This window comes from Amphritea sp. (genome assembly GCF_016744155.1).
Lineage (GTDB): Bacteria > Pseudomonadota > Gammaproteobacteria > Pseudomonadales > Balneatricaceae > Amphritea.
This window is the reverse complement of the sequence record NZ_JADGEW010000001.1, coordinates 412,553-438,264: the sequence shown is the minus strand read 5'-3', so window position 1 is coordinate 438,264 and position 25,712 is coordinate 412,553. Positions and strand designations below refer to the sequence as shown.

Below are 25,712 nucleotides of genomic sequence, written 5' to 3'. Positions count from 1 at the left end.
ACTATGTTCTACTCTATCCCTGAATCCCGCCCGGCTACCCCCATACTGGACAGCATTGCCTCTCCCGCTGACCTGCGTCAACTGCCCCCTGAGCAACTGCCAGAAGTCGCAGAACAGCTACGAGCTTTTTTGCTCTATTCCGTGGGTCAGACCGGCGGACATTTTGGAGCAGGGCTTGGTGTCACAGAACTAACCATAGCGCTGCACTACCTACTAAATACACCGGATGACCACCTGATCTGGGATGTAGGCCATCAAAGTTACCCCCATAAGATTCTTACGGGTCGTAAAGATGCATTGCTCAGCATCCGCCAAAAAGAGGGGTTAGCGCCTTTTCCCCGTATCAGTGAAAGTCAGTACGATGATTTCGGTACCGGACACTCCAGCACTTCGATCAGTGCGGCCCTGGGAATGGCTCTGGCAGACCGCCTGCAAGGCTTTGAACATAAAACCGTCGCTATCATAGGGGATGGAGCAATGACGGCAGGGATGGCGTTTGAAGCACTCAACCATGCAGCCCATACTAATGCCGATCTGCTGGTTATCCTGAATGATAATGATATGTCGATCTCCAGGAATGAAGGCGGCCTGGCCACCTACCTGGCCAAAAACCTGAAAGACAAAATGGGTGCCACCACTGCCGCACTGTTCGAGGCGGTTGATTTTCACTATAGCGGCCCCGTCGACGGTCATGATTTCGACAAGTTGATACCGGCACTGCAACGCTCGCTCAAGGCGAAGGGACCACAGTTTCTTCACATAACGACCCTCAAAGGCAAGGGTTTCGCCCCCGCTGAGAAAGACCCGGTCGGTTATCATGCGATCACCAAGATTGAGCCCATCACTCAGCCTCAATTAGCGCCTCAGACCAAACAACCAAACTACGCTCATATCTTTGGTCGCTGGATCTGTAATCTAGCGGAAAATGACTCGCGCACCGTCGGTATAACCCCGGCAATGAGTGAAGGCTCCGATCTGATTGAGTTTTCACAACGCTTCAGCGAACGTTTTTTTGATGTGGCTATCGCAGAGCAGCACGCCGTCACTCTGGCAGCCGGTATGGCCTGCCGGAATATGAAACCTATCGTGGCGATCTATTCGACTTTTTTGCAACGGGCCTATGATCAGCTCATCCATGATGTCGCGATCCAGAATCTCGACATACTCTTTGCCATCGACCGTGCAGGACTGGTCGGCGAAGACGGCGCAACCCACGCAGGCTGTTTTGATATCAGCTACCTGCGTTGTATTCCCGGCATGGTAATTATGGTTCCATCGGATGAGCAGGAACTATGCAATTTGCTACAGACAGGCTATGAATACTCAGGCCCGGCTGCTGTTCGCTATCCCCGAGGCAAAGGGCCGGGACGCAGTGTCATAAAAACAGAGCCCGTGGCTCTCGGTAAAGCCCGGTTAATACGACAAGGGAAACGCGGCGCTTTATTGAATTTCGGCCCACTTCTCAACGAAGCGAAGGCGGCTGCGGAACAGCTCAACCTGACGCTGGTTGATATGCGTTTTGTGAAACCCCTGGATCGGGAGATGGTTGACCAACTGGTAAAAGAGTACCCTCTGCTCATCACCCTTGAAGATCACTCAATAAAAGGTGGCGCTGGCGCTGAAGTAAGCGAGTACTTACATGCTCAGCAATACAGCAACCTATTACTTAGCCTCGGCATTCCTGATCGCTGGATTGAACATGCAACGCGTGCAGAGCAACTGAATGAGTGCGGGCTAGATAGTCAGGGAATAGTGGCGGCCATAAAAGGTATTCTTAATTAGACTAAACTCCTGCCATAAAAAAACCGGCTTCAGCCGGTTTTTTTATTAGAAATGAGATCTATTAATCTTCATCCTGGAAATGTTCTTCACTCATCAGATGTCCGAGCTTACCCATTTTAGTCGCTAAGTAGTGCTCATTGTGACGGTTTTTACCCACTTGCAGGGGCACCCGTGCAGCTACGTTTAAACCATACTTTTCTAACGCTTTCACCTTGCGGGGATTGTTGGTCATCAGGTTCACACTCTTAATATTAAGGTGTTCGAGCATCACCTGACACATACTGTAATCACGCAGGTCCGCAGCAAAGCCCAATTTCTCATTAGCTTCTACGGTGTCCGCACCGCCATCCTGCAGATGATAAGCCTTAATTTTATTCAGCAGCCCAATACCACGACCTTCCTGACGCAGATAAAGCAGCACTCCGGCTCCCTCTTCACTAATCCGCTTCAGCGCTTCCTGTAACTGGAAACCACAATCACAACGCAGCGAGAAGAGCGCATCACCAGTCAGACACTCTGAATGGATGCGCGCCAGAATCGGCTTACCCGAATCCACTTCACCAAAAGTCAGAACCACATGCTCTTTTCCGGATTCCAGGTCTTCAAACCCCACCATGGTAAAAATACCCCAAGGGGTCGGCAGCTTAGATGATGCTACGTACTTAACGGACACTAAGGGATTCCTTCAAAAAATAAGGCGGTTATTCTAGCAGTGATATCGCCTTTCACATACCCCTGAGATGGGGACATTAGCAGAATATTTAAGATGTGAGGGGTTTATTTTAGTCCGGAAGCTCAAGGTCGGCCTGGCGCGGCAGTACCACCTGCACCTCCAGCCCCCCCAATCGTTGAGAAGAATCCAGCATAAGTTTACCCTGATACTGGCGAACTATCTCAGTGATAATACTCATACCCAGTCCGTGTCCGGTAGTGGACTCATCAAGGCGCTCACCCCGATTCAACAAGCGTTCACGGGCATCTGACGGGATACCGGGGCCATCGTCCTCCACCACCAGCTCGAGACAGTGGTCGTCCATATGTGCCTTAATCCGGATCTCGCTCTCGGCCCATTTACTGGCATTATCCAGCAGATTACCCATCAGTTCGACTAGGTCATCACGCTCGCCAGGAAAATAACTTTTGGCGCTGATATCCAATTTAAACACCAGCGCTTTCTCTCGGTAGATAGCTTTCAGAGTACGTGTTAGTTTTTCCAACTCTTCACCGATATAGATCCGTTGACCCGGCAAAGCTGCACCGGCAATTCTCGCCCGGGTCAACTCGCGCTCTATCATCTCTCGCAATCGAGTGGACTGTTCTTTAATTCCCTGGCCCTGCTCAATATCCTCTTCGAGAAGCACATCCACATGACGATCAATCACCGTCAGAGGTGTTTTCGCAGCGTGGGCAAGATTACCCACCGCATTACGTGAACGCTGTAACCGCAGCTCCATATTTTGAACCAGATAGTTGATTTCTGTCACCAACGGTTCAATTTCAGCGGTATTGGTAGACGAAAGCTGACGCACGTCTCCCGACTTTAAACGTAATATATCTTTCTTTACATCCACCAGCGAACACAGGCCACGGCGGATAATAAAGATCTGCAACGCCAGCAAAATCATCAGCCCGACAGTCCCCAAACCGGCCAGCAGCCAGCCTAACTGACTGAGAGATTCATCTATACGGCTAATATCTTCAGCCAGTATCACCTGAATTTCCCGACCCTGCTTCATAAATTTATTCGAATAAACCAGAGTAGGCTTATTGTTCTGTTCGACCAGGCTGATATTTTCCTGACCTATATCATTACCGCCGGCCGAAGGAATCTGCCCATCCCACAATGAACGTGAGTAGAACCATTTACCATCGACGGCGACCTGAAAATAGTGCCCAGACATCGGCTGCTGATATACAGAGGAAGTGTTATCCAAATTGATGCGCCAGCCAGAGCCTATATCCATCTCAACGGCACGCAACACAGAGTACGCATCACTATTCAGTCGGGAAGCAACAAATTCATAGGCCATCTGCCGCAGAAACCAGCTTTGCCCCACCCAGAAAAGGCCGAACAAAATCACCGTTACGACGATAAAATTAACATTGAGCCGGGATTGAATCGATCTCAACGACTGGCTCCAAAGACATAACCCTGACCACGCTTGGTGGTGATCATATCGTGGCCAATCTTTTTCCGCAGCATTTTGATATAAGCTTCAACAACATTACTGTCATTTTCAGCACAATCATCATACATATGTTCCACCAGCTGTAGTTTTGACAAAACCCTTCCTGGGTTATGCATCATATAACGCAGCAATCGATACTCTGTACCTGTCAGAGCCACTTCTTCTCCCTCTCTAAGCACAGACTGGGTATTCTCATCTAACGTCAGACCTGAGGCCTCCAACTGAGAGCTGATCTGTTGATTCGCACGACGCAACAGAGCTGTCATTCGGACCAGCAGTTCTTCAGTATGAAAAGGCTTGGGGAGATAATCATCAGCACCGGCATCAAAACCATCCACCCGTTCCTGCCAGGCGCTGCGTGCGGTCAACACTAATACCGGGATATTATTCTTCTGCGCCCGCCAGTGCCGCAACACATCCAGGCCGGATTTATCTGGCAAGCCCAGATCCAGAATAACCAGATCATAGATATCTTCTTTACCCATGATCTGCCCATCAATACCATTAACCGCCAGATCAACCGCATAGCCATTACGCGCCAAGGTTGTTTTCAGCTCCGGCCCCAGTGCGGCATCATCTTCTACAAGCAAAATACGCATCTGCTACGATCTCCTTATTCGCTTTCAACCTTCACCGGATCGATCACCATTCCACTACGGGCGTCAACATAAAGCATTTGAACCATCCCATCCGTACCGGCAATTTCCATCTCATAGATATACGATTGTTCATCCTGCAATAAACGTGTATCTATAATCTTACCCTCAGATAGAGTATTTACCAGCTTCATCAGTTCACTCATAGAGAGAATCTCTCCCTCATTAACCAGTAACCGACAAGCCTCATAGTCCAGCGCTTTAATCCCGGAGCCGACACTATGTACCGGCGTCACAAAGCTAAAAAACGCCAGAAAAACTGTTGTGAATATCACTTTCATAAAGGCTCCAGGGGAAGATCAGATAACTGACTCAAACAACCCACTTAAACAAATAAATGAACAGGTTACAGTGCCAGAATAACAACAGTGTCTGAAATTAAACTGAAAACAAAGCCTTTTGACAGCCGAGGGGGTTAGAAAAACAGAGCAATAAATTGCAAGCAGCCCAGTGCCATAAGGCCCGCCAGAATATCATCCAGCATAATTCCCAGACCGCCTGCTACTTTTTTATCAGCCCAGCTGATCGGCCAGGGTTTGATAATATCGAAGATTCGGAACAACACAAAACCGATGATAATCCATAACCAGCCGGTCGGCGCTGCAAACATCGTCAGCCAATAACCAACAAATTCATCCCAGACGATACCACCGTGATCATGCACCCCCATATCATCCGAGGTTTTACCACACAGATAGATACCGATCAGAGAGGTAACCAGCAGAATAACGCCATACCAAAAAAGAGATAAAGGCTGCATCAGCAGAAAAAAGGGTATAGCCGCCAGAGTACCGACGGTTCCCGGTGCCCATGGGGCAGCACCACTTCCCAAACCAAAAGCCAAAAAATGTACAGGGTTACGCCATACAGACGCAGGAGCTCGGTTCATCGGTTAACGCCTTTCTCAGAAAAATGATTATAACCCTGGGGCTCAACCGACCAAACTTTCCCCTCTTCGGCCAACACAATACCCGGAGCTTCTGTGATCTGACCGATACAAGTTACCGCCACATCATGTTCACGCAGCGCCCATGCCAATTTAGGCTCAGCCAATAGCGGGACAGTAAAACAGAGTTCAAAATCTTCACCACCGCCCAGTGCCCACTCCCGGGCTTGTTTTTCACCCACCCAGCGATAAAGCGATTGAGATACCGGCAATTCAGTCGGGTGCAGCATTGCACCCACCTTGCTTGCCATAAGTATATGATTCAGATCGGCCAGTAAACCATCGGATATATCGATTGCAGAAGTAGCAAAGTCAGACACAAGCAAAGCGGTATCAAGGCGGGGTTCGGGATTGAAGAAACGCTTCTGCAGGTAAGGCACCTGCTCTCCGGTAATATGCTTCAGAACTGTTTCCAGCCCGCCTCTGGAGTCTCCCAAAGTCCCGGTCACAAAGATCCGGTCTCCGGGCTGAGCACCGCTGCGCAGCAATGCTTTCCCGGGTTTGGTCCAGCCGTGCACCTGAATACTGAGGGTTAGAGGGCCTCTAGTGGTATCCCCCCCCACCAGCCGAACACCATACTGGCTGGCCAGTTCTGATAATCGGGCACTGAAGGCTTTTAACCAAACGGTATCAGTCTCAGGCAGAGTAAGCGCCAGGGTAAAGCAGGCCGGTACTGCCGCCATTGCCGCCAGATCACTCAGCGCCGCACCTAACAAACGGGAGGCGACCTTGTCGCCGGGAGTCCCCTTTGGAAAGTGAGTCCCTTCAACCATGGTATCGATCGACACCACCAGGTTATAACCTGCAGGCGGAGCGATAATGGCACAATCATCACCCACTGATAAACGGACAGAGCCTGACTTATCATTCCCAAGATCAGAGAAGTAATGCCGGATTAATTCAAACTCGTCCACCGCCATTGAGCTGTTATTTACCGCGCTTGGCGTTAATCTCAGTCATACGTACCCGGGCTGCCAACTTATCCAGAATGCCATTCACATACTTATGACTTTCAGTCGCGCCAAAGATTTTCGCCAGATCAACACTTTCGTTGATAACCACTTTATAGGGCACTACGATACGGTGAATCAGCTCAAAGCTGCCGATACGTAAAACAGCACGCTCGATGGGGTCCAGATCATCTAATGCCCGGTCAAGAAATGGCTCATAAGCCTTATCCAGATCAGAAGCGTTAGCCGGAACACCGTGCAACAACTCATTAAACAGCGTCAGATCGGTACCGGACATATCATTATCCATCCGGAACTGCAGCTCAATATCATTCACCGCATTACCGGACATCTGCCATTGGTACAAAGCTTGTAGCGCAAAACTACGAGCAGCACGACGCATCTCGGTATGGGATGGTTTTTTCTGCTTTTTAGGCGCAGGAGTGTCGCTCATCTTAAACCTCAAGTTGGCGCAATAAGCTAACCATTTCCAGTGCAGACAGGGCAGCTTCTGCGCCTTTATTACCTGCTTTAGTACCGGAACGCTCAATCGCCTGCTCGATAGAATTAACCGTCAGTATGCCGTTCGCCACTGGAATACCAGAATCCAGAGATACCTGGGCAACACCTTTAGAGCTCTCACCGGAAACATATTCAAAGTGCGGCGTACCGCCACGAATAACCGCACCCAGCGCGATAATCGCATCATCTTTCTTCTGTGACGCCAGCTTCTGAACCGCCAGAGGAATTTCAAATGCACCCGGCACCCGGATAACACGGATATTCTCTTCAGCCACACCGTGACGCTTTAAAGTATCGATTGCACCTTCCAACAGGCTTTCAACAACAAAACTGTTAAAACGGCCCACAACAATCGCGTATTGACCGTTACCGGTCAGGAAATCACCTTCAATATATTGAACTGACATATTCTTCACTCTTCACATGCAATGTAATCGACAATCTCCAGGTCAAAACCTGAGATCGCATTAAACTTCATAGGTGAACTCATCACCCGCATTTTACCTACACCCAGATCCCGCAGGATCTGAGAACCGGTACCGACCGTCAGGTAGGAACCGGAAGCACTGATATTGTGCTGTCTAATCTTTTTCTCTGTTTTAAGCATAGAGTTCAGAGCTGTTCCCAGGTCAACCCGCTCACCGGTATCCAGCAGCAAGACAACACCTTTACCCTCTTCAGCCACTCGCTTCAACGCCCGACGCATAGTCCACTTCAACTCTTCGCCCTGCTCGGCACCAACCACATCCCTTAGCACTTCGGTACGCAGATGAACCCGTACAGCCGTAGGTTCATTTTCATCAATATCGCCCAGCGTTAACGCCAGGTGAGCGCAGCCCTGAATTTCATCCCGGTATGAGACAAAATTAAAGTCACCAAACTCAGTCGGCAAAGTACCTTCATCTTCACGCATCACCGTGTGTTCATTGGTGGTACGGTAATGGATCAGGTCCGCGATGGTACCTATCTTCAAATCATGCTTCTGAGCAAACTCTTCAAGATCCGGGCGACGCGCCATGGTGCCGTCAGCATTCATAATTTCAACAATGGCTGCAGATGGAATCATGCCTGCCAAGCGAGACAAATCACAACCGGCTTCCGTATGACCTGCACGGCTCAAAACGCCACCTGGTTGTGCCATCAGAGGGAAGATATGCCCGGGCTGGACAATGTCGTCAGCCTTAGCATCCAGGCGCACCGCAGTTCGCACAGTATGCGCCCGATCAGCTGCAGAGATGCCGGTAGTGACGCCCTCAGCCGCTTCAATCGACATTGTAAAATTGGTCTCGAACTGAGCACCATTACTCTTCACCATCAAAGGTAACTTCAGTTGTTCACAACGTTCTTGTGTCAGGGTAAGGCAGATCAGACCACGGGCATGAGTCGCCATGAAATTGATATCATCAGCTCTTACCATCTCAGCTGCGATAACCAGATCACCTTCGTTTTCCCGATCTTCATCATCCATAAGGATAACCATTTTGCCCTGACGGATATCTTCAATCAGTTCCTGGGGGGTATTCAGTTTCATTCAGCCTATGCCTCTGTTGCCGGTTAACGGCGGTTCAGGAAACCTGCTGCAGCGAGGGTTGACATACTCACCCCACCGGCTGGTTCCGTTGTATTAGTATCAGCATCATCGGTGTAGTTGATCAACCGTTCCATGTAACGGGCAATGATATCAACTTCCAGATGAACCTTTCGACCAGTCTGATAGCTGGCTATTATAGTTTCTTGTGCCGTATGAGGCACAATATTCAGATCAAATGTATGTCCCTCTACCGCATTTGCGGTGAGGCTCACACCATCTACTGTAATTGAGCCTTTCCCCGCGATATAACGGGCAATCGCTTTAGGCGCACTGATTTTATACCGAATGGAACGGGCATCCGCTTCAATAGATATAATTTCACCCAAGCCATCGACATGACCCGTCACAATATGACCACCAAACCGGGTAGTCGGTTGCATCGCTTTTTCGAGATTAACCCGCTCTCCCGGGGCCAGATCTGGAAACCGAGAATGCACCAGGGTTTCTCTGGAAACGTCAGCCCAAAACCCATCACCCGGCAACGCCACTGCAGTCAGACAAACGCCGTTAACCGCAATACTGTCACCGAGTTTAACATCGGACAGATCCAAATCACCGGTACGTATATACAAGCGCAGATCTCCCTGCACCTCTTCAGAAGCAGCGATTACGCCCACCGCTTCAATAATTCCGGTAAACATTAATGTTTCTCCTGCCGGGGAACCAGCGTAAGGCGCAGATCATCTCCAAGCGCCCGGCTGTCCCGCAGAGTGAAGTTTATCTGTTCACTCATTTTATCCAGCGGTAGCAGAAACATCGGTCGGGCTCTGCTACCCAATAATTTCATCGCCTGATAGAGCACCAGCTCATCCACCAGTCCCTCTTCTATAAAGGCTCCGGCCAGGGTGGCGCCCGTTTCTATCAGCACTTCATTACAATCTCTGAGGGCCAGAGCTTTTAACAGCTCACGCAGATTAATGCCGCCGTGCTGTCCGGGTAATTTTAACCACTCGGCCTGTTCCAGACCGGCAATAAAGTCCGGCGCATCGACGCAGCTAACAATCAGCGTATTTCCTGGCAAACTCAACATTTTAGCCTGCTCCGGCATCCGCCCAGAGCTGTCTAATATAACTCGCAAAGGCTGACGTGCAACCACTTCAGCTGCATTTTCCAGCCCCAGCTCAGACTCTCGCACCGTCAATGCAGAATCATCTTTAATAATAGAACCCACACCACTAACAATTGCAGAACTGCGTGCCCTTAAACGCTGTACATCCTGTCGTGCCAACGGGCCCGTAATCCACTTACTTTCACCGGACGCCATCGCTGTCCGGCCATCAAGGCTGGCAGCCATTTTAAGCCTGACAAATGGCATTCCTGTTGCCATACGCTTAACAAATCCCGGATTCAACTTCCGACACTGAGTTTCCATCAGACCGCTACGGACTTTGATGCCCGCCTGCTCAAGCTTACGTAGCCCCTTACCTGAAACCTGCGGGTTAGGATCGACCATACCCACCACAACCTCTATAACTCCCGCATTAATCAACGCATCAGCACAGGGTGGCGTCTTACCAAAGTGACTACAGGGCTCAAGCGTAACATAAGCAATACAGCCCTTAGCCTGCGCTGCTGCGCCACGTAGGGCATTGACTTCAGCATGGCCTTCACCGGCTTTGCGATGATAGCCCTCTGCGATCTGTTCGCCATCTTTTACTAACACGCAGCCAACCCGGGGATTAGGCTCAGTGGTATAGAGTCCTTGCCAGGCGATTTGTACCGCCCGGGACATAAATTTGTGGTCTGCAATACTCCAGTCTGACATGCTGATTACTCTGCCTTTACGGCATCCTCTTTCTGCTCTGACAGACGATCAATCTCTTCTTTAAACTCATTAATATCCTGAAAACTGCGATATACCGAAGCAAATCGAACATAAGCAACCTGATCCAGCTTATGTAATTCACTCATCACTTCTTCACCTACTGTACGGGAAGGCAACTCTCGCTCGCCCGTTGCACGCAGATGCTGTTTGATACGGCTGATGCAGGCTTCGATATCTTCTACGCTGACTGGACGTTTTTCTACTGCGCGCTGAATTCCGGCGCGTAGCTTATCTTCATCGAAAGGTTGGCGAGTGCCATCCGCTTTGATCAGGCGGGGCATCAGAAGTTCGGCAGTTTCATAGGTGGTAAACCGCTCATGACAGGTGATACATTCGCGACGCCGGCGAATCTGTTGCCCTTCTGCCACCAGGCGTGAGTCCACCACCTTGGTTTCATGGGCATTACAGAACGGACAGTACATATATCATCCTCAAAGAGCGTAGCTGCTATAACAGCTATAAAAAAGCGTTTACGTTAATGCTTAAAAATAGTGTTTATATAAAGACTTTTTTCAAAGCATTTATATAAACAACCGGGGCGCACATGGCGCCCCGATAGTGAAACTGATCTGTAAAACAGTTTCTATTGTAACGGTTTACTTATAAACCGGGAAGCGGGCACAGATATCCAGAACGTTCTGTTTCACTGTATTAATTACATCCTGGTTATCAATATTATCCAACACATCGCAGATCCAGTTAGTCAGCTGTTCAGCTTCCGCCTCTTTGAAGCCTCGACGAGTAATCGCTGGAGTACCAATACGCAGACCTGAAGTAACAAACGGAGAGCGTGGATCGTTTGGTACAGAGTTCTTATTAACTGTGATATTCGCCTGACCCAGAGCCGCATCAGCATCTTTACCTGTGTACTCTTTACCGATCAGGTCGACCAGGAACAGATGGTCATCAGTACCTTCTGAAACGATTTTGATCCCACGGTCCATAAAGACGCCGGCCATTACGCGAGCATTTTTAACAACCTGAGCCTGATACTCTTTCCACTCATCTTCCATCGCTTCTTTGAAGCAAACCGCTTTAGCCGCGATAACATGCATCAAAGGGCCGCCCTGGGATTCAGGAAATACAGCGAAGTTCAGTTTCTTCTGCAGCTCTTCATCGGCGGTTGCCGACAGAATCAGACCACCACGTGGGCCACCTAATGTTTTATGCGTTGTTGTAGTTACAACATCGGCTACAGACAGTGGGCTTGGGTATACACCAGCAGCAACCAGTCCAGCAACGTGCGCCATATCAACAAACAGGAACGCGCCAACTTTATCCGCAACATCGCGGAAACGCTGCCAATCAACGATACGTGAGTATGCAGAGAAGCCTGCGACGATCATTTTTGGCCGGTGCTCCAGCGCCAGACGTTCAACTTCATCGTAATCGATCTCGCCAGTTTCAGCATTCAATCCATACTGAACCGCCTTGTAGATACGACCGGAGAAGCTAACAGCGGAACCGTGAGTCAAATGACCACCGTGCGCCAAACTCATACCCAGAACAGTATCGCCTGGCTGACAAAGCGCCATATAAACAGCTGCGTTTGCCTGAGAACCGGAGTGTGGCTGAACGTTCGCGTAGGTCGCACCAAACAACTCTTTAGCACGGTCGATCGCCAACTGCTCAACGATATCTACGTGTTCACAACCACCGTAGTAACGCTTATTAGGATAGCCTTCCGCGTACTTATTGGTCAGCTCAGAACCCTGAGCTTCCATTACCCGAGGGCTGGTGTAGTTTTCGGAAGCGATCAGTTCAATATGCTCTTCCTGACGCGTGGCCTCAGCCTGCATCGCAGCATATAGATCCGGATCAAAATCAGCGATAGTCATCTCTTTGCTAAACATTAACGGTCCCCAAGGTTGAGATTTGCACAGGCCCGACAAACACCATTACAGCGCCTATATTCCGGGCCTTGGAAAAGCCGCGTATTATAGTCGAATTTATATACAAAGCGCACTTGAAACTGAATCAGTTCATTGAGAATCTCACTCATAAAGAGTTTATTTTCATCCGCCTTAGCAATCTGAACAGCAACAGCATCAGGTTCGCTATGCTGATACAAGCATAAACACGTCAATAAAGCGGCATTCACCATTCATACATATGAAGTTTTAACCCTATATCAAATGGCAATAATGTCTCTGTGGGGCTAAGATATGCGCAGTTTCGAGATAACAGTTAACAGGTTGTGTAATGGCTCAGTACGTTTACAGCATGAATCGGGTTGGCAAAGTAGTGCCTCCCAAGCGAGAAATTCTTAAGGACATCTCCCTATCGTTCTTCCCGGGTGCCAAAATTGGTGTTCTGGGTCTAAACGGTTCCGGTAAGTCCTCCCTACTTAAAATCATGGCCGGTGAAGACAAGGAATACATCGGCGAAGCCCGCCCGATGCCCGGAATCAACGTCGGCTATCTTCCACAGGAGCCTCAGCTGGACGAGACTAAAACCGTCCGTGAGATTGTAGAAGAAGCCGTTTCTGATGTTAAAGAAGCGTTGGATGGCCTTGAGGCGGTTTATGCCGCCTACGCAGAGCCCGATGCAGACTTTGATGAGCTAGCAAAAAAACAGGCTCGCTTTGAAGATCTGATCTCAGCAAAAGATGGCCATAATCTGGACACGATGCTGGAACGCGCGGCTGATGCGATGCGCCTGCCGCCCTGGGATGCCGACATCAAAAACCTGTCAGGCGGAGAACGACGCCGGGTAGCCCTTTGCCGCCTGTTGCTCGACAAACCTGACATGCTGCTACTGGATGAGCCAACCAACCACCTTGATGCTGAATCAATCGCCTGGATTGAGCGATTCCTACAGGAATATCCGGGTACTGTTGTGGCAATCACCCACGACCGTTACTTCCTGGATAACGCTGCCGGATGGATCCTGGAATTGGATAGGGGCCGCGGTATTCCATACGAGGGCAACTACTCCAGCTGGCTGGAACAGAAAGAGAACCGCCTGCAGATGGAATCCAAGCAGGAAGCGGCACATCACAAAGCAGTTAACGCCGAGCTGGAATGGGTACGTCAGGGCCAGAAAGGACGCCAGGCTAAATCCAAAGCCCGCCTGCGTCAGTTTGAAGAGATGAACTCCCGGGAGTTCCAAACTCGCAATGAAACCTCCGAGATCTACATTCCACCAGGACCTCGCTTGGGCGAAAAGGTAATAGTACTGGACAATGTCACCAAATCTTTTGGCGATAAGGTACTGTTTGAAGATCTTTCTCTGAGCATTCCTCAGGGCGCTATCGTCGGCATTATCGGTGGTAACGGCGCGGGTAAATCGACACTCTTCAAGATGATCACGGGAGAGGAAACACCTGATTCGGGTAGCATTGAGATAGGCGAAACAGTGAAACTGGCCTATGTTGACCAGAGCCGCAACCTTGCCGGGGAAAAGACTGTCTGGGAAGAGATCTCTGATGGCCAGGACAATATTGTTGTCGGTAACTATACCTCCTCATCTCGCGCCTATTGTGGACGTTTCAACTTCAAAGGTTCAGACCAGCAGAAGTTTGTTAAGGATCTCTCTGGTGGTGAACGTAACCGCCTGCATATGGCCAAACTGCTGAAAGAGGGCGGTAACGTTCTGTTACTCGACGAGCCGACTAACGACCTTGACGTAGAAACCCTGCGCGCACTGGAAGAAGCACTACTGGCATTCCCTGGTTGCGCGGTAGTAATCTCTCACGACCGCTGGTTTCTGGATCGGGTATGTACCCACATGCTGGCTTATGAAGGCGAATCTAAAGTTGCGTTCTTTGAGGGCAACTATACTGAATACGCAGAAGATTATAAGAAGCGTCACGGTAAAGACCACCAGCCTGAGCGAATCAAATACAAGCGCATCGCCAAGTAACAACTCAGCATCCGCTGTATTATAAAAAACCGGCCTTGAGGGCCGGTTTTTTTATTCCACAGACTGGGTAGCCCTAGAGATGTTCTGAGCGAGCAATATGCTCTAAACTGAAGGGCAGTTGCCGCAGCCAACTGTCAATTTAGGATAAGGAGAACAAAGATGTCTGAAGAACGGCGCCGTTTTCAGCGAATAACCTTTGATGCAGACTGTGAAGTACAAACAGAAGCCTGTAGCTGGCCTGTGAATCTCATTGACATCTCTTTTCGCGGTGCACTCACCTCAGTTATCATCACCCCTATGCTGAAAGTTGGCGAAAGCGCGGATCTGGTTCTCAAACTGAGTGACGACATCATCATCCGCATGCCGGTAATTTTACGCCACCAACTGGGGGAGTATCTGGGCTTTGAGGCTCAGAATATGGATATCGACAGTATTTCGCACCTTCGCCGCCTGGTAGAACTGAACCTGGGCAACGAAGACCTGCTGGAACGCGAGCTGGAACACCTGACCGCAAAATAATTCTTACAGCGCCTCCAGCGCCTCGGCTAGCTGACTCACGCCTATCACCGTCATACCTTCCAGAGACTGTTTCGGCACATTCGCTTTAGGCACGATCGCCCGTCGGAAACCATGCTTAGCCGCCTCTTTAATTCGCTCCTGACCATTAGGTACGGGACGGATTTCACCTGACAACCCTACCTCACCAAAAACAATCAGATCCTGCGGCAGTGCCCGGTCACGAAAGCTTGATACAACCGACAGTAAAAGTGCCAGATCGGCACTGGTTTCTAGTACTTTGACACCACCAACAACGTTAACAAACACATCCTGATCGCCGGTTTGTAAGCCGCCGTGGCGATGCAATACTGCCAACAACATCGCCAATCGATTATGGTCTAAACCAACCGCGACACGTCGCGGGTTATTCATATGACTTTCATCCACCAGCGCCTGAACCTCCACCAGTAACGGCCGGGTTCCCTCCCAAACAACCATAACCAGACTTCCCGGACTTGGTACCTCACCGCGATTAAGGAATATGGAACTAGGGTTTTTTACCTCTTTCAGCCCCTGCTCCAGCATAGCAAAGACACCCAACTCATTGACTGCACCGAAGCGATTTTTATGACTCCGCAAGGTACGGAAACGTCCATCACTGTCGCCCTCCAATTGCAGTGAACAATCGATCATATGCTCCAGCACTTTCGGACCTGCCAGTGAGCCATCTTTAGTTACATGTCCTACCAAAAACAACACCGTCCCCGTCTGCTTAGCGAACCGGGTCAGATATGCAGCCGCTTCTCGCACCTGCGACACACTACCCGGCGCCGATTGCACATCGTCGACATGCATAACTTGTATAGAATCAACCACCAAGACTTTAGGTTTAAGCTGCTCAGCAGTAGTGCAGATCTGCTCAACACTGGTTTCAGATAGCATTTTTAGATTATTACTATTCACACCCAGCCGTTGTGCACGCAAGGCCACTTGCTGCAAAGACTCCTCTCCAGTGACATAAAGTGCTGACATCCGCTGAGCCAGACTACACATCGTCTGCAGTAACAGGGTGCTTTTACCTGCACCGGGATGACCACCGATCAGAATGGCGGAACCCGGAACCAATCCACCACCCAGCACCCGGTCAAGCTCACTGGAGCCAGAGGCAAACCGCGGCATTTCGTCAAGGTTAACCTCAGATAGGTCCTGCACCTTGGCCACATTACCTGCACCGGCATAGCCCTCATATCGGGCGCCCCGTGCACTACTTGCTTTAGCACTGCTAAGACGAATCTCAGTCAGGGTATTCCACGCATTACAGGCGGTACATTGCCCCTGCCACTTGGAATAATCTGCACCGCAGTCATTACAGACATACGCACTCTTCGCCTTCGCCATCGAACTCTCCTGTGGGTGTATCAGCGCATTCTAGCGGAACTATCTCTCCTTGAACAAAAGAGAACTTTATTTCTTCTCCTGAAGAGCTACAATCGAGCGCTACGTAATATATATAAGAACGAAAACTAACGTATCATATTTCTCATGAGGAACTTCAGATGAAACTGGAAACCATTGCCGTACATGGCGGTTACAGCCCGGAAGAAACCACCAAAGCGGTCGCTGTACCTATCTATCAGACCGCGTCATACGCATTCGACAACGCGCAGCACGGCGCCGACCTGTTTGATCTGAAGGTACCAGGCAACATCTACACCCGCATCATGAACCCGACCACCGACGTACTGGAACAGCGCGTAGCAGCGATGGAGGGCGGCGTTGCTGCTCTGGCAGTTGCCTCAGGTATGGCGGCCATTACTTACGCGATTCAGACTATCGCAGAAGTCGGCGATAACATCATCGCGACCAGCGAGCTGTACGGCGGCACTTACAATCTGTTCGCTCACACATTACCACGCCAGGGTATCGAAGTACGCTTCGCTAACAAAGACGACTTTGCCGCTATGGAAGCGCAGATAAACGACCGCACCCGCGCAATTTTCTGTGAATCCATCGGCAACCCTTCCGGCGGTATTGCTGACATTGAAACGTTGGCCAAACTGGCCCACAAGCATGGTCTGCCACTGATCGTTGACAGCACTGTTGCCAGCCCAGCACTATGGCGTCCGATTGAGCACGGCGCTGATATCGTCATTCAGGCGGCAACTAAGTATATCGGCGGCCATGGCAACTCTATCGGCGGTGTCATTGTTGATTCCGGCAACTTCCCCTGGGCCGATCACGCTGACCGTTTCCCACTACTAAACACCCCTGATGTGTCTTATCACGGCGTTGTTTATACCGATGCATTTGGCCCCGCCGCATTCATCGGACGCTGTCGGGTAGTGCCTCTGCGTAATACCGGCGCAGCACTCTCTCCAATGAACGCTTTCCTGCTGATTCAAGGTATTGAAACTTTGAGCCTGCGGATGGAGCGTATTTGCGAGAACACCCAGAAGATTGCAGAGTATCTGGAAAACCATGATCAGGTCTCCTGGGTGAACTATGCCGGCCTGGAAAGCCACAAGGATAACGCCCTGGCGAAGAAATATATGAACGGCAAAGCATCCGGCATTCTCAGCTTTGGCCTGACAGCTGGTCGCGAAGCCACCATTAAGTTCTACGATGCACTTAACATCTTCGTGCGTCTGGTTAACATCGGTGACTGTAAGTCACTGGCCTCTATTCCAGCTGAAACGACTCACCGTCAGCTGAACGATGAAGAGCTGAAATCAGCTGGCGTTAGCCCTGACATGGTTCGCCTGTCTATCGGCATCGAGCATATCGATGACCTGATGGCCGATCTGGACCAGGCACTGCAAGCCGCTAAGTAATATTCAAAGCACACAAAAAAGCCTCGCTATTGCGAGGCTTTTTTATGTCACCTAATCAAGAACCGATTAGTTAAACAATTTACGTAGTTTATCCCACAAACCGCGGGCGTTTTGCCCCTTTTCAGACACAAAAGCCAACTCACGCAACTTCTCGATTTTTTTAATCGCAAGCCGATATTCTTCTTCTACATCATCCTGACTACAGGCGTCGAATTCCAGATCATTGACCAGACCATCATTGAGTCCATAAACCCATCCGTGCACAGCTACCTCTTGTCCTCTCGACCAAGCCTCCTGTACCACCGTGGTTTCACAGACATTGTAAGCCTGCTCAATGACATTCAATTCACACAAACGATCCAGTTGCTGATGGGAGTTATCCCAAGCCGACAATAATACTCGGTGCTTGTTATAGACATTACGAATGTGCCTTAGCCAGTTATCGATCAATCCATGCGGGGTAGTCTCAATCGCAGCTTTAACACCGCCGCAACCGTAATGCCCAACAACCATGATGTGCTTAACTTTAAGCACCTCAACTGCGTACTGAATAACCGATAAACAGTTCATATCAGTATGCACAACCAGATTAGATACATTACGATGCACGAACAGCTCACCGGGCATCATATTTACAATCTCATTAGCCGGAACCCGGCTATCAGAACAACCGATCCAGAGATATTCAGGTGCCTGCTGCTGCGCCAGGGTTTCAAAAAATTCCGGATCTTCCTGATTGATTTTTGCCGCCCATTGACGGTTACTTTCCAATAGTTCTGTCAGTCGCTTCATCTCAGGAGCCATCAATTCCGTTAGATAACAAAAGAGGGCCATAAGCCCTCCCATTAAAATTCAATACGTTAGACGTGGTACTGAGCACTTAGTTCATGCACCGCATCAACAAAAATTTTCGGTTGAGCCGGATCAACAAACTGGTGTATACCGTGACCCAGATTAAACACATGCCCAGGACCACTACCATAACGTGCAAGAATATCCGCAACTTCAGCACGGATACGCTCAGGCGTGCCGTACAATACTGACGGATCCATATTCCCCTGCAAGGCAACTTTATCACCTATACGGGCACGGGCATCATCAATATTAGTCGTCCAGTCCAGTCCTATCGCATCAGCGCCAGACTCTGCCATCGCTTCCAGCCACTGACCACCATTCTTGGTGAACATAATCAGCGGCACTTTACGGCCTTCGTTCTCGCGAATCAGGCCATTGGCGATCTGTTGCATATATTTCAGCGAAAACTCCTGATACATCGGACCGCTCAATGCGCCGCCCCAAGTATCAAAAATTTGAACCGCCTGAGCACCACTGCGAATCTGTTCGTTCAGATAGTCGGTTACCGATTCCGCCAGCTTTGCTAAGAGCTGATGCAGCACTTCAGGAGTCGCATACATCATCTTTTTGATATGACGAAAATCTTTACTGGAACCGCCCTCAACCATATAGGTAGCCAAAGTCCATGGGCTACCAGAGAAACCAATCAAAGGTACCCGACCATTCAGTTCCGAGCGGATAGTCTTCACCGCGTTCATCACATAATCCAGGTCACTGGCAGATTTTGGTACCGGCAGAGCATCCACATCAGCTTCAGTACGGATAACCTTCTTAAACTTCGGGCCTTCACCTACTTCAAAATACAGCCCAAGTCCCATAGCATCAGGGATTGTCAGGATATCTGAGAAAAGGATAGCCGCATCCAGATCGTAACGCTCTAAAGGCTGGATAGTTACTTCACAAGCAAGATCCCTATTCTTACACAGGCTCAGGAAGTCACCGGCCTGAGCACGGGTAGCACGATACTCTGGCAGATAGCGGCCTGCCTGACGCATCATCCATACCGGTGTTACATCAACAGGCTCACGCATCAGCGCACGCAGGAAACGATCATTCTTCAGTTCAGCCATTACTTTTCTCAACTCAGATTCAAAACTGCTGGCATTTTACAGGTTTTTGACGGCTGGGGCGAACAACTAACGTAGGAACTCACCTCAGACTTTCGAACACAAAAAAAGGCCGCACAAAGCGACCTTTTCGTAACATCTGCTGCTTTACACTTTCAGGTAATCCAGAATGCCTTCTGCAGCCTTTCGGCCTTCATCGATAGCGGTAACCACCAGATCAGAGCCACGCACCATATCACCACCAGCAAAGACTTTTTCATTGCTGGTCTGGAACGCGTACTGCTCGCTTTCTGAGGTTTTAATCCTGCCATCCTGCTCAAGTTCGATACCGAAATCAGCAAACCAGGGCGCTGGGCTTGGACGGAAACCAAAGGCAACCAAAACAGCATCTGCTGGCAGCACTTCCTCACTGCCTTCAACTACCTCAGGACGACGACGACCATTCTCATCAGGCTCACCCATCTGAGTCGTTACGACCTTAATTCCGGTAACCTTACCCGCTTCACCGACAACCTCTACCGGCTGACGATTAAACATGAATTGCACACCCTCTTCACGAGCGTTCTCTACTTCACGTTTAGAACCAGGCATATTGGCTTCATCACGACGGTAAGCACAGAAAACATTCTTAGCCCCCTGACGAATAGAGGTACGGTTACAGTCCATCGCGGTGTCACCACCCCCCAGAACAACAACATTTTTACCTTCCACACCGATATAGTCCGCAGCGTCTTTTTCAAAGCCCAGGCAGCGGTTAACGTTGGAGATCAGGAACGGCAAAGCATCATAGACGCCGTCCAGGTCTTCACCCGGGAAACCACCTTTCATATAGGTATAAGTACCCATACCCAGGAAGACCGCATCATACTGATCGATCAGTTCCTGCATCTGAATATCTTTACCTATCTCGGTATTCAAGCGGAACTCAACGCCCATATCAGTAAAGATTTCACGGCGATTAACCATGACATCCTTATCCAACTTAAACTCTGGAATACCGAAAGTTAGCAGACCACCGATCTCAGGATGACGATCAAATACAACAGGCTTCACGCCGTTACGGACCAGAATATCCGCAGCAGCAAGACCCGCAGGCCCTGCACCAATCACTGCAACTTTCTTATCGGTAACAGGCACTTTGCTCATATCCGGACGCCAGCCCATAGCAAAAGCGGTATCAGTAATATGCTTCTCAACAGAACCAATAGTTACAGCACCAAACTCATCATTCAGAGTACAAGCACCTTCACACAGGCGATCTTGAGGGCACACACGGCCACAGACCTCTGGCAGCGAGTTAGTCTGATGACTAAGCTCAGCAGCTTCAATGATGTTACCCTCAGATACCAGCTTCAGCCAGTTCGGAATGTAATTGTGTACCGGACATTTCCACTCGCAATATGGATTACCACATTCGAGGCAGCGGTGCGCCTGATCAGAGGCTTCCTCAGTCTTAAAAGGCTCATAAATCTCCGCAAACTCTTTTTTACGGATATCGGCTTCAATCTTACCAGGCCCCTGACGCTCTACTTCCAGAAACTGAAAATCATTCTTCAGACGTTCAGACATTTCCCACCCCGTCTAATAGTGCCTGCCCGCAGGCAGACACAGCTAAATCATTACATCTGTTCGATGAACCCATTATTCTGGACGCGAGCGCATATCAGCCAGCAGCGCCCCCAAACTAGCCGCCTTAGGCTTAACAAGCCAGAAACGACCAATATAATCATCGAAGTTATCAACCATCTGCTGGCCCCATGCACTACCGGTCTCTGTAACAAAGCCGATAATCACGGTACGCAGGTGGTTCTTGTACTCTTCCATATGCTGGGGCGCCACACGGTGGATATCCACCAGCTCATGGTTGTACTTATCAACAAAGGTGTTATCCATATCCAGAACATAGGCAAAACCACCGGTCATACCTGCACCGAAGTTATGTCCTGTTTCGCCCAGTACAGTAACCATACCCCCTGTCATATACTCACAGCAGTGGTCACCCGCACCTTCGATTACGGCATAGCAACCGGAGTTACGTACACCGAAACGTTCGCCTGCAGATCCTGCAGCAAAGAGTTTGCCACCGGTCGCACCGTAAAGGCAGGTGTTACCAATAATCGCAGTTTCATTACTGGCAAAAGTCACCGTATCCGGCTGATTGATAACGATCTTACCGCCGGTCATGCCTTTACCAACGTAATCATTCGCGTCACCTTCCAGGTACAGCTCCTGACCACCGGCATTCCATACACCAAAACTCTGACCGGCATGTCCGGTAAAGTTAAAGCGAATAGGCTTATCGCTCATGCCTAAATTGCCATGAACTTTCGCAATAGCACCCGATGTCCGGGCACCAACTGAACGATCACAGTTAGTAATAGCCAACTCAAATTCAGCGCCAGATTTATCGTTAATCGCCTGCTGCGCGAGCTCCAGCATCTTGCTATTCAGCTGCGCCAGGTCGTAAGGGTCATTCTGCTCTACCTGACAGGTCTGAGGATATTCCGCAGGGATATCTGCATCAGAGATAAGCGGAGACAGATCAATCTTGGCATGCTTAGCCGTGGTGCCATCCAGCAGTTCCAGCAGATCAACACGACCTACTAACTCTTCCAGAGTACGAACACCCACAGTCGCCATCCACTGACGAGTCTCCTCTGCGACAAAGCGGAAGTAGTTCTTAACCATTTCAACGGTACCGCGGTAATGCTTATCCCGCAGCTCATCGTTCTGAGTTGCCACACCCGTAGCACAGTTATTCAGGTGACAGATACGCAGGTACTTACAACCTACGGCAACCATCGGCATAGTTCCGAAACCAAAGCTTTCAGCACCCAGGATCGCCGCTTTCACAACATCCAGACCTGTTTTAAGGCCACCATCCGTCTGCAAACGTATCTTCCCGCGCAGATGATTACCCCGCAAGGACTGGTGTGCATCCGCAAGACCAAGCTCCCATGGAGAGCCGGCATAATGTACCGAGGTCAACGGACTCGCTGCGGTACCGCCGTCATAGCCTGAGATCGTAATCAGATCCGCATAGGCTTTAGCAACACCACAGGCGATAGTACCAACGCCCGGACGGGAAACCAGTTTCACCGAAACCAGCCCTTCAGGGTTTACTTGCTTCAGATCAAAGATCAGCTGAGCCAGATCTTCAATTGAATAAATATCGTGGTGCGGTGGAGGTGAAATCAGTGTCACACCCGGTACTGAGTAACGCAGACGTGCGATCAGGCTATTAACCTTACCGCCCGGTAACTGACCACCCTCGCCCGGCTTAGCACCCTGAGCTACCTTGATCTGCATAACATCTGCATTGATCAGATATTCAGGCGTCACACCAAAACGACCCGACGCAACCTGCTTAATCTTGGAACGCTTGTTCGTGCCATGACGAGCAGGATCTTCGCCGCCTTCACCGGAGTTAGAACGGCCACCCAGCTCGTTCATCGCCATCGCCAGACACTCATGGGCTTCCGGAGATAGAGCACCCAGTGACATCGCAGCAGAGTCAAAGCGTTTGAATATATTTTCAACCGGCTCAACGTCACTTAGCAGAATCGACTTAGCGTCTTTTTTCAGCCCCAGCAAATCACGGATAGTAGCGACACCGCGCTTGTTCACTAGATCGGCATATTCTTGATAGTCAGCAGAATCACCACTGCGAACAGCAGAGTGAATAGTACGGATCACATCTGGGTTGTAAGCGTGGTATTCACCACCATGTACATACTTCAGCAGACCACCTTGTTTAATCTTCTTACGGGCAACCCAGGCTTCTTCAGACAGCGCCTGTTGATCTATCTGGAAGTCGCTGAAATCAGCGCCCTCGATTCGACTGGCTACACCGGTATAACAAAGATCAACAACTTCAGAACTAATACCTACCGCTTCAAACAACTGCGCGCCCCGATATGAAGCAACGGTAGAGATACCCATCTTAGACAGGATTTTCATCAGTCCTTTGTTAATACCTTTACGATAGTTCTCATGGCTATCAAGCCAGTTCATTTGCAGTTCATTAGTAGCGCAGAGATCTGTTAGAACCCTGTAGGCCAGATATGGATAGACAGCCGTCGCACCAAAACCAAACAACACAGCGAAATGATGTGGGTCACGGACGGTGCCAGACTCAACCACAATATTCGCATCAGCACGTAGGCCTTCATTAATCAAACGGTGATGCACGGCACCCGTTGCCATCGAGGCATGGATCGGCAACTTACCCTTTTCAATCGCAAAGTCAGACAAGATAAGGATAACCTTACCATCGCGTACCAGCTGTACTGCCTGATCGGTAACTGACTCGATAGCAGCCTTCAGATCCATCACGGCAGGATCATAGTTCAGCTCTATCTGAGCGACACCAAAGCCGTCTACCGTATTATTCTTTAAGCGCAGGAATTTACTGGCAGACAATACCGGAGTCGTCAGAATTACGCGGCGCGCATGCTCTGGAGACTCTTCAAAAACGTTACGTTCAGCGCCAATACAAGTTTCCAGCGACATAACGATCGCTTCACGTAGCGGATCGATCGGTGGATTGGTTACCTGAGCAAATTGCTGACGGAAGTAATCATAGACAGAACGCTCTTTTGAAGACAATACCGCCATCGGCTTGTCGTCACCCATAGAACCAACAGCTTCCATCGCCGTCTCGCCCAGTGGGCGGAGCACCTGATCACGTTCTTCGAAGGTGACCTGGAACATCTTCATGTGAGTTTTAACCGCTTCCGGGGTCATCTCACAGAAAGACTGAGACTCTTCAGTCAGATTCATGGTCTGCTCAAGCGGCAGCGCATTCTCACGCATCCATTTTTTATATGGCTGCGCTTTCTTCAACCGATCATCGACATCAGCGGTATGTAATACTTCACCGGTCTGAGTATCAATAGAGAGGATCTGACCCGGACCAACACGACCCTGAGAAACAATATCTTCTGGCTTGTAGGCAAATACACCGATTTCTGACGCCGTACAGATGAAGCCATCTTTGGTCATCACCCAACGGGACGGACGCAGACCGTTACGGTCCAGCATACAAACAGCATAACGACCATCCGTCATTACCATTCCAGCCGGGCCGTCCCATGGCTCCATATGCATGGAGTTATAGTCATAGAAGGCACGCAGTTCAGCGTCCATGGTGTCAACATTCTGCCATGCAGGCGGTACGATCATACGCGCTGCACGATAGAGGTTCATGCCGCCGGTGAGCAAAAACTCCAGCATATTATCCATACTGGATGAGTCTGAACCGGTAGTGTTAACGATAGGCTGAAGCTCATCAACGTTCGGTAGCAGTTCAGTTGCAAACTTGCTGGAGCGGGCACGGGACCAGTTACGGTTACCGTCGATGGTATTTATCTCACCATTGTGTGCCAGCAGACGGAAAGGCTGAGCCAAAGGCCAGCGCGGCGCAGTGTTAGTTGAGAAACGCTGGTGATAAGTACAGATCGCTGTTTCCAGACGTTCATCACTCAGATCTTTATAAAATACCGGTAGATCGACCGGCATCGTCAGGCCTTTATAGGAGATAACCTTGTCTGACAGACTACAGATATAGAAATCTTCATCCGCAGCCAGGGCGATTTCAGTCTTACGACGAGCGGTATAGACACTGATAGCCAGTTCACGATCAGTTTTATCTGTTGTAACAAATACCTGCTCAATCTTTGGCAGAGTATCCTTAGCGATCGGGCCGAGACAGCTTTCATCTGTCGGCACAATACGCCAACCAGCTACCGTCAATCCCTGAGCAGCCAGCTCTTTATTTAAAGTTTCACGCGCCGCATCAGCCTGCGCAGGTTCTTTAGACAGGAAGACCATACCTACGGCATAGTTCTCTCCCAATTCAACACCCAGTTCGCTCTTCGCGGCCGCGCGCAGAAAGGTATCCGGCATCTGCATCAACAATCCGCAGCCATCTCCGGTCTTACCATCTGCCGCGATTCCACCACGGTGAGTCATACATGCAAGTGCTTCAATCGCCTTCAACAGCAAATCGTGACTTGGCTCCCCTTGCATATGGGCCATCAAACCAAAACCACAGTTATCTTTGAACTCACCAGGGCGATACAGACCTTTGCTCATAAACGAATCCCACCAAAAAGTTCTTAATTATCAATATATT

22 protein-coding genes are annotated in these 25,712 nt (G+C 49.7%); 4 read left to right on the top strand and 18 right to left on the bottom strand.

The features are described from left to right. Nucleotides 1-3: 3 nt before the first annotated feature. A complete protein-coding gene (gene dxs / locus QZZ54_RS02045) occupies nt 4-1,782 on the top strand; it encodes a 1-deoxy-D-xylulose-5-phosphate synthase (protein WP_290697846.1) in 1,779 nt (592 codons plus the stop codon). 61 nt (nt 1,783-1,843) lie between these two features. Here dxs and ribA read toward each other — a convergent pair whose 3' ends face one another. The 13 genes from ribA to glyA form a co-directional block, all read right to left on the bottom strand. Beyond that, entirely contained in the window at nt 1,844-2,455 is a 612-nt protein-coding gene (gene ribA, locus QZZ54_RS02040; protein ID WP_290697843.1) for a GTP cyclohydrolase II, read from the bottom strand. A 109-nt stretch (nt 2,456-2,564) separates the two neighbouring features. Next, nucleotides 2,565-3,911, bottom strand: coding sequence for a sensor histidine kinase (locus QZZ54_RS02035; protein ID WP_290697840.1), 1,347 nt, complete (start codon nt 3,909-3,911; stop codon nt 2,565-2,567). Further along, a complete protein-coding gene (locus QZZ54_RS02030) occupies nt 3,908-4,570 on the bottom strand; it encodes a response regulator transcription factor (protein WP_290697837.1) in 663 nt (220 codons plus the stop codon). Before QZZ54_RS02030 ends, QZZ54_RS02035 begins: the two co-directional genes overlap by 4 nt. A 14-nt stretch (nt 4,571-4,584) precedes the next feature. Beyond that, nucleotides 4,585-4,908, bottom strand: a complete 324-nt coding sequence (locus QZZ54_RS02025; RefSeq protein ID WP_290697834.1) for a hypothetical protein — start codon at nt 4,906-4,908, stop codon at nt 4,585-4,587. A 134-nt stretch (nt 4,909-5,042) separates the two neighbouring features. Beyond that, a complete protein-coding gene (locus tag QZZ54_RS02020; RefSeq protein ID WP_290697831.1) occupies nt 5,043-5,516 on the bottom strand; it encodes a phosphatidylglycerophosphatase A in 474 nt (157 codons plus the stop codon). Continuing rightward, entirely contained in the window at nt 5,513-6,493 is a 981-nt protein-coding gene (thiL, locus tag QZZ54_RS02015) for a thiamine-phosphate kinase (protein ID WP_290697828.1), read from the bottom strand. The genes QZZ54_RS02020 and thiL overlap by 4 nt, the downstream gene beginning before the upstream one ends. A gap of 7 nt (nt 6,494-6,500) precedes the next feature. After that, nucleotides 6,501-6,977 carry a transcription antitermination factor NusB gene (nusB, locus tag QZZ54_RS02010; protein WP_290697825.1) on the bottom strand — a complete coding sequence of 159 codons (477 nt, stop codon included), beginning with the start codon at nt 6,975-6,977 and terminating at the stop codon, nt 6,501-6,503. A 1-nt stretch (nt 6,978) separates the two neighbouring features. After that, complete coding sequence (gene ribE, locus QZZ54_RS02005; protein ID WP_290697822.1) at nt 6,979-7,452, bottom strand: 6,7-dimethyl-8-ribityllumazine synthase; 474 nt, start codon at nt 7,450-7,452, stop codon at nt 6,979-6,981. A gap of 5 nt (nt 7,453-7,457) precedes the next feature. Beyond that, nucleotides 7,458-8,576, bottom strand: coding sequence for a bifunctional 3,4-dihydroxy-2-butanone-4-phosphate synthase/GTP cyclohydrolase II (ribBA, locus tag QZZ54_RS02000; RefSeq protein ID WP_290697820.1), 1,119 nt, complete (start codon nt 8,574-8,576; stop codon nt 7,458-7,460). Nucleotides 8,577-8,599: 23 nt separating this feature from the next. Beyond that, complete coding sequence (locus QZZ54_RS01995; protein WP_290697817.1) at nt 8,600-9,277, bottom strand: riboflavin synthase; 678 nt, start codon at nt 9,275-9,277, stop codon at nt 8,600-8,602. Further along, nucleotides 9,277-10,401 carry a bifunctional diaminohydroxyphosphoribosylaminopyrimidine deaminase/5-amino-6-(5-phosphoribosylamino)uracil reductase RibD gene (gene ribD / locus QZZ54_RS01990; RefSeq protein ID WP_290697814.1) on the bottom strand — a complete coding sequence of 375 codons (1,125 nt, stop codon included), beginning with the start codon at nt 10,399-10,401 and terminating at the stop codon, nt 9,277-9,279. The genes QZZ54_RS01995 and ribD overlap by 1 nt, the downstream gene beginning before the upstream one ends. Before the next feature lie 5 nt (nt 10,402-10,406). Beyond that, nucleotides 10,407-10,883 (bottom strand): transcriptional regulator NrdR, encoded by a 477-nt coding sequence (gene nrdR / locus QZZ54_RS01985; protein WP_290697811.1) that lies wholly within the window; start codon nt 10,881-10,883, stop codon nt 10,407-10,409. A 174-nt stretch (nt 10,884-11,057) separates the two neighbouring features. Further along, a complete protein-coding gene (gene glyA / locus QZZ54_RS01980; protein ID WP_290697808.1) occupies nt 11,058-12,314 on the bottom strand; it encodes a serine hydroxymethyltransferase in 1,257 nt (418 codons plus the stop codon). A gap of 349 nt (nt 12,315-12,663) precedes the next feature. Between glyA and ettA the strand changes: the two genes are divergently transcribed. Together ettA and QZZ54_RS01970 are read left to right on the top strand one after the other, a co-directional pair. Continuing rightward, entirely contained in the window at nt 12,664-14,325 is a 1,662-nt protein-coding gene (gene ettA, locus QZZ54_RS01975) for an energy-dependent translational throttle protein EttA (protein ID WP_290697805.1), read from the top strand. Nucleotides 14,326-14,484: 159 nt separating this feature from the next. Then, nucleotides 14,485-14,844 (top strand): PilZ domain-containing protein, encoded by a 360-nt coding sequence (locus tag QZZ54_RS01970; protein ID WP_290697802.1) that lies wholly within the window; start codon nt 14,485-14,487, stop codon nt 14,842-14,844. A 3-nt stretch (nt 14,845-14,847) separates the two neighbouring features. Here QZZ54_RS01970 and radA read toward each other — a convergent pair whose 3' ends face one another. Then, the gene (gene radA / locus QZZ54_RS01965; protein WP_290697800.1) at nt 14,848-16,221 is read right to left on the bottom strand and encodes a DNA repair protein RadA; all 1,374 of its coding nucleotides are present in this window, start codon (nt 16,219-16,221) and stop codon (nt 14,848-14,850) included. Between the two features lie 158 nt (nt 16,222-16,379). Between radA and QZZ54_RS01960 the strand changes: the two genes are divergently transcribed. After that, entirely contained in the window at nt 16,380-17,654 is a 1,275-nt protein-coding gene (locus QZZ54_RS01960; RefSeq protein ID WP_290697797.1) for an aminotransferase class I/II-fold pyridoxal phosphate-dependent enzyme, read from the top strand. Between the two features lie 66 nt (nt 17,655-17,720). Here QZZ54_RS01960 and can read toward each other — a convergent pair whose 3' ends face one another. From can to gltB, 4 genes are all read right to left on the bottom strand, one after another. Next, on the bottom strand, nt 17,721-18,446 hold the full coding sequence (gene can / locus QZZ54_RS01955; RefSeq protein WP_290698188.1) for a carbonate dehydratase: 726 nt from the start codon (nt 18,444-18,446) through the stop codon (nt 17,721-17,723). A 68-nt stretch (nt 18,447-18,514) separates the two neighbouring features. Beyond that, nucleotides 18,515-19,579 (bottom strand): uroporphyrinogen decarboxylase, encoded by a 1,065-nt coding sequence (hemE, locus tag QZZ54_RS01950; protein ID WP_290697795.1) that lies wholly within the window; start codon nt 19,577-19,579, stop codon nt 18,515-18,517. Between the two features lie 144 nt (nt 19,580-19,723). Further along, nucleotides 19,724-21,145: an FAD-dependent oxidoreductase gene (locus tag QZZ54_RS01945; protein WP_290697793.1), complete on the bottom strand. Its 1,422-nt coding sequence runs from the start codon at nt 21,143-21,145 to the stop codon at nt 19,724-19,726. Between the two features lie 72 nt (nt 21,146-21,217). Then, nucleotides 21,218-25,672, bottom strand: a complete 4,455-nt coding sequence (gltB, locus tag QZZ54_RS01940; RefSeq protein WP_290697791.1) for a glutamate synthase large subunit — start codon at nt 25,670-25,672, stop codon at nt 21,218-21,220. Between the last annotated feature and the right edge of the window lie 40 nt (nt 25,673-25,712).